Source organism: Pedosphaera parvula Ellin514 (assembly GCF_000172555.1).
GTDB lineage: Bacteria > Verrucomicrobiota > Verrucomicrobiia > Limisphaerales > Pedosphaeraceae > Pedosphaera.
On sequence record NZ_ABOX02000046.1, the window covers coordinates 12,169 to 25,210 of the forward strand.

Sequence of the window (13,042 nt, forward strand, 5' to 3'; positions counted from 1 at the left end):
TGGCTTGGCGTAATGGGCTAATCCCGCATATCTTCTTAGAAAATGAATCTGTCCAGTGCTTTTGCCAGATCAGCCGGAAAAAATCCCCAAAAAGTGGCTCTTTATTGGGGTGAACAGGAATATACTTTCGCCACGCTTTGGGATCAGAGTGAACACGTTGCCAGTTATTTGCAAACCAGGCTCAATGCTAAACCGGGTGCACGCGTTGCCCTTTGGTTGAAAAATTGTCCCGAATTTATCCCCGCGCTCTTCGGCATTCTTCACGCTGGTTGCGTCGTGGTCCCCGTCAATAATTTCTTAAAACCTGCCGAGGTTAATTACATCCTTCAGGACGCAGGCGCCGATATCATGATCACCGATTCCGCCATGGCGGAACATCTGCCTGCACTCCAGGCCAGCCGTCCCAATTTACACATCATCCAGGTCGAACAATTCGGCCCCGATGTCCTGAACACTGCGAAAGTTCCAGCTCCCGTTGAGACTGAGAAGGATCTGGCCGTCATCATCTACACCTCAGGCACAACCGGGCGTCCCAAGGGAGCCATGCTTTCTCATGGCAACCTGCTTCACAATGTCGAGAGCTGCCGTCTGGTGCTGCAAACGGTGGAACAGGACCGCATGGCAGTCCTGTTGCCGATGTTTCACAGTTTCATGCTCACGGTGGGTGTCTTTCTGCCCTTAATCGTTGGAGCCTCAATTGTTCTCATCCGCTCGCTTCACCCGCCGCGCAACGTTCTGCAGGAAATCATCCAACGTCAGGCTTCGGTTCTGCCGGCGATCCCTCAATTTTTCCGCAGCATGGTTAGTGTGCCTGCAAATATTCAATTGCCCCTCCGTATGTGCATCAGCGGCGCAGCCCCCCTGCCCGTCCAGATCTTGAAGGAATTCGGCGAGAAGTTTCCCTTCCCACTGATTGAGGGCTACGGCTTGAGCGAAGCCAGTCCGGTGGTTACCAAAAATCCGCTGAATGGCGTCCGCAAGCCAGGCTCGATCGGCCTCCCAATTCCTCACGTGGAAGTGACCATTCAAAACGATGCCGGACAGGTGTTGCCCCCCGGCGAAGTGGGCGAGCTTTGTGTGCGCGGTGGAAATGTCATGATGGGTTATTGGAACCAGCCGGCCGAAACTGCCAATGTCATGCGAGGCGAATGGCTGCTTACCGGCGACATCGGTTACAAGGACAGCGACGGTTACATCTACATCACGGATCGCAAAAAAGACATGCTTCTGGTCAACGGCATCAATGTTTATCCCCGTGAAGTGGAAGAAATCATTTACCAATTTCCAGGAGTCCGCGAAGCCTCCGTCATTGGAATTCCAGATCCGCGCAAAGGAGAACAACCTCTCGCTTTTATCTCCGCCAATGAAGGTGCGACTGTCGATGAAAAAGCCCTGTTGCAGTTCGTGCGTTCCAAATTGGCAGACTATAAAGTGCCAAAGAAGGTGGTTTGTTTGCCCGCCCTCCCTCGCAACGCAACCGGAAAGGTTTTAAAAACCACCCTTCGCGAGATGGCTGGCACACCTGATACTCCCTCTCAGTAACCGGACTAATACAGAGCTGTTATCCACCCATGTGCTTGTAGCAGAATATCTTACAACTCTAGACTTCCTAAACTCCCATAGTTCTGTTTACCAGTTGACGCTTTGGATAGGCGAACCTTAAGCTACTTGTATCACCGTTTGGGTGCATGATGTGCTCATCGGGTAATTTTCTATGCCTGAAGGATATTGCGTTAAATGCAAAGCCAAGAAGGAAATCGTCGAAGCAGTGGAAGAAACCATGAAGAACGGTCGCAAAGCCATTAAGGGGAAATGCCCCACATGTGGCACCGTTATGTTTAAGATATTGGGCGGCAAGGCTGTAAATACGCCTGCCACTCCTGCTCCAGCCAAGACGAGCCCTGCAAACTGATATATATATGCCTCAAGAACTCGCTTACGTAATTATAACTCCGTATTCACTCCACAAGTCCAGAACTGGCGGCATTTTGAGCCGCTTAATCACCCGCACCGGCCTTGACCTCGTTGCCGCCCGCATGTTTGCCCCAAGTGCGGAATTGGTTAATAAGTATTCTGAAGCAATCGTTTCCGCTAATGATCCCCAGGATCGTCGCATTCAGGAGCTCATCTACCACTATATTATTGAAAACCTTGCTCCTGATGCCAAGACAGGGCGTCGCCGCCGGGTAATGATGCTCCTCTTCAAAGGTGAAGATGCCGTACGCAAAACCCGTTCTGTCATCGGTAATATCAGCACTGAACGTCGCGGTGGCGAAACCATTCGCGATACCTATGGCGACCTGATCATCGACGAAAACAATCAGGTCAAATATTTTGAGCCTGCTGTTCTTGCCGCGCCCAACATGGAGGAAGCCGAACTCAAAGCAAAGCTCTGGGCCAAATATTCTGCTGCGGATGGCGGCATTGTCGAGAATACCATCGCTTATCCACCGGGCGAAAAAACTCAACGCACCTTGGTCCTGATCAAGCCTGACAATTTCCGTTTCCCCACGGGTCGTCCGGGTAACGTTATCGATTTCTTCTCCCGCACTGGTCTCTATATCGTTGGCATCAAGGTGCTGCGCATGAGCGTCGCGGATGCCTCGGAATTCTATGGACCTGTGAAGGACGTTTTGCGGACCCGCCTGAAAGACATGGTCGCTTCGAAGGCCAAAGCCGCCATTGAAAAAGAGATGGGCTTCCGGATATCTCCAAACGAAGAAAAGCAGCTGGGAGACATCCTTGGACCTGCGTTCGGTGACAACCAGTTCGAAAATATTGTTAAGTTCATGTCCGGCCGGGCACCTTCCGAATGCGATGCTGCCCAGATGGTCCAACCGGGCACTGAAAAATGTATCGCTCTCGTTTACGAAGGTGTCGAAGCAGTTCGCAAAATTCGCGACGTGCTCGGGCCAACCGATCCTTCGAAGGCGCCTCCCGGCTCCATCCGCCGCGAGTTCGGCCAAACCATCATGGTTAATGCGGCGCACGCCAGCGACTCAGAGGAAAGCGCTCAACGTGAATTGGGCATCGTCAAAGTGGGAGAAAACCATTTTACCGCAGTGGTTGAAGAACTGTACGGAAAGATCTCCTAAACTGCTTTCAAACCAGCAAGCCTCCGGCCAAACCGGAGGTTTTTTCTTTTTGCCCTACACCCCATAAGTAGGATCGGGAACGGACACCGGTTTAACGCCACAGTTCGGCACCGGTAAAGAGCTTCGTCAGCAAACGCTCGTCGGCTGCGGGAAACGCATATTGCTTTAACTGGTTTGGTCCGACCCACGCGAAATTCTGGCAGGCCAGTGCCTGGGGCTCATTTCGCAGCCACTTGCACTTGAAAAATTTTAAATGCACGCGTTTCCCGGGATAGTCATGGGTGATGTCATCAACAAGATCCCTGACTTCCACTTCAATTCCCAGTTCTTCCATTAATTCCCGCTTGAGGCATGCCTCAAAGGACTCCTCTGCCGACCGTTTGCCGCCGGGAAATTCCCATAGATTCTCCAGATGATCCCCAGCCCGGCGCTGGGTGATCAGCAAAAGACCATTCCGAAAAACAAGACCCGCGGAAACCTCAATGCTCTTAAGGAGTTCAATTTCTGAATCTGGTTTTGACGAACTAACCGAATCCGGAGTGGTGTTCTCATTCGTCATTGGAAAATTCAAGTCGCAGGTTACGGTCGCCCAATGCTCTTGTAAATAAAGCCGAGGCTCTCCATCTCTTTTGCATCGAACAGGTTTCGGCCATCGAAGAGAATGGGGTGAGTCAGTGACTTTCGGACACGCTCAAGGTCAAGTTTCTTAAACTCCGGCCACTCCGTGGCAATTACCAGGGCGTCACAGCCTTCGGCCACCTCGTCCATGTCGTCAACATAGGTCACGTTATGCAACACAGCTTTTGCCTTCTCCATGGCCTTGGGATCATGCACGCGGAGCTTGGCTCCTTCCTTCTGAAGATGCAGGCAGAGGTCAATGGCCGGGGACATCCGGATATCATCAGTGTTCTGCTTAAAAGCCAGTCCAAGGACGCCAATTTTCTTGTCTTTCAAAACCCACAGTGTATCTAGGATTTTCTTAACAAAGCGATTCATCTGATCATGATTGATACGCTGCACTTCTTTCAGAAGCGCGAAATCATAACCAAGTTGCTCGGAAATTTTGATGAAGGCACTCAGGTCCTTTGGAAAACAACTGCCTCCAAAGCCCAGCGAGGCATCCAAAAACCGTCTACCAATACGGCCATCCATCCCCATGCCGTTGGCAACTTCCTGAACGTTGGCCCCGGTTGCTTCGCAGATGACGGAAACGGCATTAATGTAGGAGATCTTCAAAGCCAGAAAGGAATTGGCCGCGTGCTTGATCAACTCTGCTGAGTTGATATCAGTCACAATGATCGGCGCTTCAAAAGGTGCATAAATCTCTTTCAAAGCCTGCACTGGTCGTTGGGTCTTTACGCCAATTACAACGCGATCAGGATGCATGAGATCATCCACCGCGAATCCCTCCCGGAGGAACTCCGGATTGCTGGCCACGTCAAATTCAACTTTGGCTTTGCAGTAACGCTTGATCGTCTCCGAAACCTTGTCTCCTGTTTTTACCGGCACGGTGCTTTTATCTACAATGATCTTGTAGCTGGTCATGGCTCCGGCAATCTCCCGGGCCACACTCTCGATAAAACTCAAGTCCACCGAACCATCCGGCATCGGTGGCGTGGGAACAGCTATGAAAATGACATCGGATTTTTCCACACCTTCCTTGGTGCAGGTGGAAAAGCTAAGTCGTCCGGCATCTACATTCTTTTTTACCAATTCCTCCAACCCCGGTTCGTAAATCGGCATTCCCCCCGAGTTCAACAACTTGATTTTATCTTCATCCCTGTCGACACAAATGACCTGGTGCCCAACCTCGGCGAAACAGGTTCCGGTGACGAGCCCTACATACCCTGTTCCGATAATTGTTAATTTCATTTAGGCTGTTATTTGATTGTCCAAACGGATTTCCTTGTATCGAAATCCGCGCAATTCTGGTTCTGCCAAGCGTCAGCTCGCAGTTTGTTTGTCTTCTTTTATCAGAAAACGACCGTATATCAATCCGGCCAATACCCCACCAATCAGCGGTCCGACCCAGTAAACGTAATGATTAGCCCAATGCCCGGAAGCCACTGCCGGCCCAAAGGTGCGCGCCGGATTCATGCTTGCCCCCGTAAGTGGACCTCCAAATAAAATATCCAATGCCACCGTAAGACCAATGGCCAACCCACCGATTTTCGGGGCACGCGCATCCACCGCCGAACCATAAACCACAAAGACCAGGAAGAAAGTCAGCACGATCTCAATGGCAATCGCAGTTATCGGCAAAACACCCTGGCCGATGTCCGGAGTTCCATGCGCCACGATTTCCTTGCCCTTATCTCCAAACATTGCAACCAACACAAAGCCCGCCGCTACACCACCCGCCAGTTGCGATATCCAGTAGGCAATAACATCAGAAAACTTGATCTTGCCTCCCACAAACAAGCCCAGAGTCACAGCAGGATTCAGGTGCCCTCCGGAAATGCCTCCTGTTGCTGATACCATACAGGCAATGGCCAAACCATGGGCGAGAGCAACTGCCAGCAAACCAATATGTTGAACGCTGTCGTTATAGATGGCTCCAACTCCGATGAAGATAAGCGTAAAGGTGCCGATGAATTCAGCCAGACATTTCTTGGACAGGTTCTGATTCATGGTTAGGGCTTGTTGGTTGTGTTGTTCGCAGGTTTGGCGAAATTTGTCGAAACCGGCAATGATTTAGGAATCATCGGTGATGTGGGAGCAACCGGCGCTACCGGTCTCAACTCCGGATGTTTCGCCAACAACTCCTCGATTTGAATGCCCGCTTCTGCTGACCACGAATCATTGTTGCCCTGCTTTGTGAGCTCTTGATAAAGCCTCAGGGCATCTGCATATTTTCCTTGCTTCTCGTATAAACGAGCCAGGGCACTTTTGGCCTGCGGAATAACAGAGTCATTTGGCTGGCTGCTGATCAGCGCCTGATATTTCGCCGCAGCTTGGGCGTCCTCTCCCTGGGCTTCAAGACTCGCCGCCACTCCGATCCGCGCTTGCGATGCCAGTGCACTGTCGCCGTGCTCACCTAGGAAACGATCAAACTGCGCTTGTGCCTCCTTAAATTTGCCAGCTTCAAATAGTGCCCCTCCGGCCAGCAACAGAGCCTGCCCTCCGGCGCTGGTGCCAGGATGCTCGTTCGCCACCTTGAGATAGGCGTCAGGCGGTACTGACGGTGCCTGGGTCCCTGGTGTGGCTCTTGACGGCCTCAATTCCGAAAGCGCCTCGCCTGCCTTAACCTCTTGTCGGTTCTTGTTCGCGACATAGAAAGCTATGCCGCCACCAATCACCGCGATGGCCAGCACGAAACCGATCAGCTGTTTTTGGTTTTTGTGCAGCCAGTCAACCAGTTTAATTAAATCCGTAGATTGCGTTGCTTCAGAATCCATATATTAGGGGGTGGAATCTTCCGTCCAGCCAGCAAAAACGCAAGCCGAAAGATTCAAGGATGTCGAAATTGAATGACGCAGGCATTAGTCGAATACCCATCAACGAAGCCTTTTGTCTGCATTCCTGGCGGACCCGATCCAGTGCCACTCGTCCAAACATAGTCATCATCCCAAGACTCTGCCAATCATCATCTTCAACCTGCTTTCCTCCGCTTGCAACTTCCCCATGCATAAAATCCTGTTGACACCATTACACCCTTATATCAAACTATCCGCATTCGTTGATAACAACGATCTCATGAAGAGTGGTTGAGGGACTGGCCCTACGAAACCACGGCAACCGGCTGGGACGCGATTTCCAGTGCAGGTGCCAAGTCCAGCTCGAGCACCATTAGCTCGGGGAAAAATGAGAAGAGCAGTCGCGATTTTGTCTCCTCTTCTCTCCACATGGGAAGGGGTTTTTTATTCCCCACAAACAAACGCGATCAGAAGATTATGGACAAACACGATGGTTTCATGAAGGCACTCAAGTGCCGCGAGTGCGGACGCGAATACCCCCTCACCGCCACTCACGTCTGCGAATTTGATTTCGGCCCGCTCGAAGTCGCCTACGACTATGACCGCATCAAAAAATCCCTCACCAAATCCGCAATCGCCTCCCGCCCTCAATCCATGTGGCGTTACCGCGAGTGCTCCCCGTCGCCAGTGACCCCACAGTTGGTGTCAAGGTTGGCTTCACGCCATTGATCAAGGCCGATCGTCTCGCCAAGCGCCTCGGCATCCGTGAACTCTGGATCAAGAACGATACCGTCAACTATCCCACTCTCTCTTTCAAGGACCGCGTGGTCAGTGTTGCTCTCAGTCGCGCTCGCGAACTCGGTTTCACTACTGTCGCCTGTGCCTCCACCGGCAATCTCGCCAATTCCGTCGCCGCCAATGCCGCCTCGGCCGGCCTCAAGTCCTACGTCTTCATTCCCTCCGACCTTGAACAGGGCAAGATCGTCAACTCCCTTGTCTACGGTGCAAATGTTATCGCCATCAAGGGCCACTACGATGAGGTCAATCGTCTCTGCGCCGAAATCGCCGGCAAATTCGGCTGGGCCTTCGTCAACGTCAATATGCGCCCGTACTACGCTGAAGGTTCCAAGAGCATGGGCTACGAAATCGCTGAACAATTGGGCTGGCAAATCCCGCAACATACCGTCGTCCCCATGGCCTCGGGTTCACTGCTCACCAAGATTCACAAGAGCTTTCAGGAACTCACCAAGCTCGGCCTCGTCTCCGAATCCGCTTACAAGGTTCATGGCGCCCAAGCCACCGGTTGCTCGCCCATTTCTGTCGCGCAAAAAGCCGGCCTCGACTTCTTCAAGCCGGTCAAGCCAAACACCATCGCCAAGTCGCTATCCATCGGCACTCCTGCCGACGGCTTCTACGCCCTCCGCGTCATGAAGGAAACCGGCGCTGCTTGCGATGATGTCACCGATGACGAAATCCGCGAAGGCATCAAACTCCTCGCCGAATACGAAGGAATCTTCACCGAAACCGCTGGTGGTGTCACCGTTGGTGTCGCAAAAAAACTCATCGCCGCCGGCAAAATTCCGGCCAACGACTCCGCTGTACTCTGTATTACCGGCAATGGTCTCAAGACCCTCGACGCCGTCGTCGGCCATGTCGGCAACACGCGCGAAATCAAGCCGAGCCTGCGCGAATTTGAAACCTTGCTTGCCAATGAAAATTTGTCCACTGTAACCACATAAGCTTATGGCTAAAAAAGTTCGCATCCCCACTCCTTTGCGCAAGCTGACCAACAACGAGGAACTCGTTGAAGTCGACGCTGCCACCATCGGTGCCGCGTTCGCTGAATTGCAGACCAAATTTCCTGGCATCAAGGAACGCTTGATTGATGAAAGTGGCGAAGTCCGTCGCTTCGTCAACGTCTACGTCAACGAGGAAGATATCCGCTTCCTTCAAAACCAGCAAACCCCGCTCAAAGATGGCGATGAGATCAGCATCATCCCCGCCATCGCCGGAGGCTAGCTCAACCTTTCTATTCCATGGCAGCCAAAACCAAAAAGACAGCGCCCGTCAAAGCTTCTCCTGGCAACGGTCAGGACCAGACTCGCTTGTGGCTCATGTACCCGCCCAAGCTCATCAAGGAACCGCTCATCTGGCAGCTCAGCCAAAAGTTTCCGGTCGTCACCAACATTCGTCAGTGCAGCGTCACTGATGAAATTGGCATCGTCAGCCTCGAACTGAGCGGCCAACGCGCCGATATCAAAGCTGCCATCAAGTGGCTCGAAAAAATCGGTGTCAGTGTCGAACCCGTCGAAATCAACGTCATCGAAAGCTAAATTTTTGCGCGGCTGAAGATTTCATTTTCAGCAAAATTTCCCACAGAGACGGCTTACCACCGTCTCTTCTTCATTTAACATCCTCCCACGGCTCAGACATCTCAGCCTCTTACGTCACGTACGCGACCCGCGGCTGCTTCTGATTCGATTCCCAATTCTGGACACGTGTCCCGCCTCACTCATCCCCTCTCCACCGTCTCTTTGCAAAATGCCATCCTGCTATTTCAGCAATCTTGCAAAACTCCCGCCCAAGCCACTCTAAATACTGTTCCAATCCTCCTCTTACCGATATTTGGGCTGGCACGTCCCTTGCATACCAATCTTCTCGATTGTTGAACTGGAACCTTATGAAATTAATCAAACCTTTGGCCATAGCCCTGACAAGCATCCTCATCGCCTCAACCAGCGTCTTTGCCGGTGACCATGAAAAAGGAGAACACGGCGAGCATTCCCAGGATGGCAACTCCCGACATCACGATGAAGATGGCGATCATGACCGCGGGCACGACCATAAGCGGGATCACGACAAATCCAAATGCGAAATCACTGCCAGGGAAAAAGAGGCAATCCAGACCTGGTACGTGTCCCGCCCCTACAGCAGCTCCGAATCAAGGAAGCACAAACATCTTCCGCCCGGACTCGCCAAAAAAGTCGACCGTGGTGAGAACCTCCCTCCCGGTTGGCAGGATAAAATGGTGAAAGGCCAACCAGTCCCCGCGGAAATTTACGAACACTGCGAGCCTCTGCCAAAGGAGGTTGCCATCAAGCTACCCGTCCCGCCGGTGGGCACCGTTGTGGTCACCGTTGAAGGCAAGGTTGCTCGCATCCTTGAAGCCACCCACGAAATCCTCGACGTCTTCGACGTCATTCCCAAACCCACTTTCCCCAAGGGAATTCCCAGACCTTGATGTGATTGTGTGAGGTTTGTGCGCTCATTTCCATAATCGAACACACAAGCTTTCAACTCGCATTAAATTCCGCTTTTAGAGACGGCTCCTCCAGCCGTCTCTTTTTTCATCTATGCCGAATGCTGAAAGAAGTTTCCAAATGGCAGGAGGAATTTTGGTTTGAGGCAAGGCCGACAATGCCGCCTCGAATCGAATGCACCCTGCTCTCAACGACTAACGAATCACCTCATCCCCCGGTTCACGACTTTTCAGTCTCCACTTTTATCAGGCTTATTGACTCCTTTCATTCCAGTTCTTTTTCCCATTTCGGAAATTAATTTTGGCATTCGGTATACGCCCTTGACGCATCTGATCGCTTCCTCAAACTCTAGGCATCCGCACATACCATCATGTTCCTCTCCTTGCCCCAGCCAAAATACACCGATGCCTTCAAACGTCTCGTGGCAGAATATCGGCTCGCAGGTGAAACGGAACGCGTCACCAAATACGCCGCTGGTGAAACTGATTTCTCTGCTTATCTCGAATTCCTCGCTTCAGTTGCCGAAGGCCGGACCCTGCCTGAGAATTGCGCTCCCTACCACACCTTTTGGATGATACAGGATGAGGACATACTCGGCGTTGCGAGAGTGCGACCAAAGCTGGATCTCGAAGGCGAGAGATATCACGGGCACATAGGCTACGACGTTCTACCCTCCCAACGAAACAAAGGCTATGGCACTGCCCTTCTCCGCATGACCTTGCTTGAAGCTCGCCACCTTGGCCTGAATCGCGTTGTCCTCACCTGTCAGGAAACCAATCTTCCATCCCGACGCGTCCTTTTAAAGTGCGGAGCTCAGCTCATCGAAGTAATTCCCGACCTCGAAACTTCATTTCCCCTCTGTCGATTCGAAATCGAACTATAGCGTTTTAGGCCATCCTTGCTTTTCCCGGCAATCTCCTGCTTACTAGTCCAACACGGAGTCACTGAAGGGAAATTTCATGGCCAAAAAGACGCAACTTTTACTCATCATCTTGATTGTCGCGGCCTTCGTTTTATGGCTGGCCTTTGGCATTCCCCACCATCCCGTCGCCATCCTTAAGGTGATTGATGCTGCAGGCAACCCCGTCGCCGGGGCCATCATCACACCCGACGGCCTTCGACCAAAAAAGAATGGCGGCCATTACATGTGGACCGATGAGGCTCCCGTAAAACCTCTCCCGGTTAAGACGGATGCCAAAGGCATTGCTCGAGTTTCATATCCTCACTATGTCGTCGAGCGACTCGAAACCGGCGAAATCAGCTTCCGTGTGGACCACCCTGATTTCTGCCCTGATCGTCCCTTCCGCACCGTCTCCGCCTCGCCCCCGGCCAATGCCACCCTGCTCAAAAAGGCCCAATTTTTTCTCGCGGTAATAACCAGGCATATCGTGACTCATCCCGACCCTGTTGTTTTGAAGCGCGGCGGCATCCTCAAACTCGCCGGCTATATCAGTTCCAAAGAGAACCGCATTACCAACTTTCATCCCCAGGTCACCACCTGGATGCTTCATGGTGAAAAAGAATGGCTGCCGACCAGCGATGGATTCCTTATGACTCGACGCATCCTGGAAGGATCGAACGTCGTCCGGCTCATTTATCTTCCAACAAACAGCCCGCCCTGGTTCAGCGATCTTCAACCTTTTAATGCGTCTTCCGGACAAACCAATGCTTTTCTTCTCGAGCTCAAACCCGGCCTCCGATTGAACGGTTGTCTCGCTGACTCCGTCCCACGCCCTGTCGCGAATGGCCGCGTCCAATTGGAAATCTATTCCGATATCATCAACTCCAACCATGACTACCTTCAATGGGTCTCATGGCGTCCCGTGAATGCTGATGGCACCTTCACTTTCGAATCTTTGCCGGCCGGCCATGGTGAAATTATCGCGCTCTGCGATGGTTTTATCTCCACCAATGGCCCAAACAGGCGAACCTCCATTCGCATTCCTCAGCCGTTTAAATTGTCCAACGGCGAAACCCAATTAGTCATCGGCATGCAACCAACCGCGACCTGCAACATCACCCTGCTCGACGAAGCCGGACACCCCTTGCCCTCTGCCAAAGTCACCTTCTGGCCGAATGTCATTTGGAACGATTGGGGCTCCACAGTTTTCATGGATCGCCTGTTCAAATCGGAGGACCTGTTGCGGCAGCAGGAAATCAACTGGGCCGAACTTTCAAGAAATACTCCTCCAATGTTTCGCGGCCTGACCGATAAAAATGGTGTCGTTGTGGTGAGCAATCTTCCTCCTTTCAATCAACCATTCATGGCCGAGTCCACCAACTACGAAATGCCCGTTATCACCAACTCATGGAACGATGGCGAAAGATCCGTTCAAGTCCAGTTGACGCCCGGCCAAACCACCTCCGCCACCGTGAAAATGCAGAAAAAAGGCACCGACTTCATCCACCATCGTCAGTAAATAAAATCCTGCATCGCATCGTTCTACGTGCTATAAATACTTATGGCTCAACCCATCAAGGTCACATCCAAAATCCGTCTCAGTAACTTCAAACCCGACTATCGCGCCGGCATGAGCAAGGAAGAAGCCCGGGAACAAACCACCAAACTCTGCTTCCGCATCGCCGAACTCCAGCAACTGCTCTACGCTAACAGCAATCATTCCCTCATCATCCTGTTGCAAGGAATGGATACCAGCGGCAAGGACGGCGCCGGCAAACGTGTTTTGGAATTCGTTCCACCCTCTGGCGTTGAAACCACCAGCTTTAAAGTCCCCTCCTCCGAGGAACTTGCCCATGACTACCTCTGGCGCGCCCATAAAGCTGTTCCTCGCTACGGCCACTTCGGCGTTTTCAACCGCTCCTATTACGAGGATGTCCTCGTCGTTCGCGTCATGGACCTGGTTCCCAAGCCGGTTTGGAAAGCGCGTTACGAACAAATCAATTCTTTCGAGAAGCTACTCTCCGACAACAATTACATCGTGCTAAAATTCTTTCTCCACATCAGCAAGGAGGAACAGGCCGCACGCCTCCGGGCTCGCATTGAAGACCCCACCAAGAACTGGAAGTTTGAAGAAAGCGACCTCGAGATGCGTAAACATTGGGACGACTTTCAGGAGGCCTACGAAGATGCCATCAATAAGTGCAGCACCAATTATGCCCCCTGGCACATCATTCCCGCCGATCACAAATGGTTCCGCGATTACGCCATCGCCGGAGTGGTCGTGGATGCCCTGCAAAAACTTAAAATGAAATGGCCCAAACCCAAAATCGACCTCTCCAAAGTTAAAATCAAATAACTAATCCGTCGCCA

13 protein-coding genes, 1 pseudogene and 1 riboswitch are annotated in these 13,042 nt (G+C 52.1%); of the genes and pseudogenes, 10 read left to right on the forward strand and 4 right to left on the reverse strand.

Translation table 11 applies throughout. The features are described from left to right. The first annotated feature begins 42 nt into the window (after positions 1–42). From CFLAV_RS25030 to CFLAV_RS25040, 3 genes are all read left to right on the forward strand, one after another. Entirely contained in the window at positions 43–1,542 is a 1,500-nt protein-coding gene (locus CFLAV_RS25030) for a long-chain-fatty-acid--CoA ligase (protein WP_007417666.1), read from the forward strand. A gap of 172 nt (positions 1,543–1,714) precedes the next feature. After that, positions 1,715–1,912 carry a DUF5679 domain-containing protein gene (locus tag CFLAV_RS25035; RefSeq protein ID WP_007417667.1) on the forward strand — a complete coding sequence of 66 codons (198 nt, stop codon included), beginning with the start codon at positions 1,715–1,717 and terminating at the stop codon, positions 1,910–1,912. A gap of 7 nt (positions 1,913–1,919) precedes the next feature. Further along, complete coding sequence (locus tag CFLAV_RS25040; RefSeq protein WP_007417668.1) at positions 1,920–3,095, forward strand: nucleoside-diphosphate kinase; 1,176 nt, start codon at positions 1,920–1,922, stop codon at positions 3,093–3,095. 91 nt (positions 3,096–3,186) lie between these two features. On the opposite strand, the gene CFLAV_RS25045 is transcribed toward CFLAV_RS25040, so the two are convergent. From CFLAV_RS25045 to CFLAV_RS25060, 4 genes are all read right to left on the reverse strand, one after another. Further along, positions 3,187–3,654: a (deoxy)nucleoside triphosphate pyrophosphohydrolase gene (locus tag CFLAV_RS25045; RefSeq protein WP_007417669.1), complete on the reverse strand. Its 468-nt coding sequence runs from the start codon at positions 3,652–3,654 to the stop codon at positions 3,187–3,189. A 20-nt stretch (positions 3,655–3,674) separates the two neighbouring features. After that, entirely contained in the window at positions 3,675–4,967 is a 1,293-nt protein-coding gene (locus CFLAV_RS25050; protein ID WP_007417670.1) for a UDP-glucose dehydrogenase family protein, read from the reverse strand. Positions 4,968–5,039: 72 nt separating this feature from the next. Next, positions 5,040–5,726, reverse strand: a complete 687-nt coding sequence (locus CFLAV_RS25055) for an MIP/aquaporin family protein (RefSeq protein WP_007417671.1) — start codon at positions 5,724–5,726, stop codon at positions 5,040–5,042. A gap of 2 nt (positions 5,727–5,728) precedes the next feature. Then, a complete protein-coding gene (locus tag CFLAV_RS25060) occupies positions 5,729–6,493 on the reverse strand; it encodes a tetratricopeptide repeat protein (protein ID WP_007417672.1) in 765 nt (254 codons plus the stop codon). Between the two features lie 293 nt (positions 6,494–6,786). After that, a riboswitch (SAM riboswitch) is annotated at positions 6,787–6,906 on the forward strand. Positions 6,907–6,988: 82 nt separating this feature from the next. Between CFLAV_RS25060 and thrC the strand changes: the two are divergent. From thrC to CFLAV_RS25100, 7 genes and pseudogenes are all read left to right on the forward strand, one after another. Further along, a pseudogene (gene thrC / locus CFLAV_RS25070) lies at positions 6,989–8,250 on the forward strand (threonine synthase). Between the two features lie 4 nt (positions 8,251–8,254). After that, complete coding sequence (locus CFLAV_RS25075) at positions 8,255–8,530, forward strand: MoaD/ThiS family protein (RefSeq protein ID WP_007417675.1); 276 nt, start codon at positions 8,255–8,257, stop codon at positions 8,528–8,530. A 17-nt stretch (positions 8,531–8,547) separates the two neighbouring features. After that, complete coding sequence (locus CFLAV_RS25080) at positions 8,548–8,844, forward strand: NIL domain-containing protein (protein WP_007417676.1); 297 nt, start codon at positions 8,548–8,550, stop codon at positions 8,842–8,844. A 347-nt stretch (positions 8,845–9,191) separates the two neighbouring features. Continuing rightward, positions 9,192–9,752, forward strand: a complete 561-nt coding sequence (locus CFLAV_RS33120) for a hypothetical protein (protein ID WP_007417677.1) — start codon at positions 9,192–9,194, stop codon at positions 9,750–9,752. Between the two features lie 389 nt (positions 9,753–10,141). Beyond that, the gene (locus tag CFLAV_RS33125) at positions 10,142–10,654 is read left to right on the forward strand and encodes a GNAT family N-acetyltransferase (protein ID WP_007417678.1); all 513 of its coding nucleotides are present in this window, start codon (positions 10,142–10,144) and stop codon (positions 10,652–10,654) included. Between the two features lie 76 nt (positions 10,655–10,730). Next, entirely contained in the window at positions 10,731–12,191 is a 1,461-nt protein-coding gene (locus CFLAV_RS25095) for a hypothetical protein (protein ID WP_007417679.1), read from the forward strand. Positions 12,192–12,233: 42 nt separating this feature from the next. Then, positions 12,234–13,028: a polyphosphate kinase 2 family protein gene (locus CFLAV_RS25100; protein ID WP_007417680.1), complete on the forward strand. Its 795-nt coding sequence runs from the start codon at positions 12,234–12,236 to the stop codon at positions 13,026–13,028. Positions 13,029–13,042 lie beyond the last annotated feature (14 nt).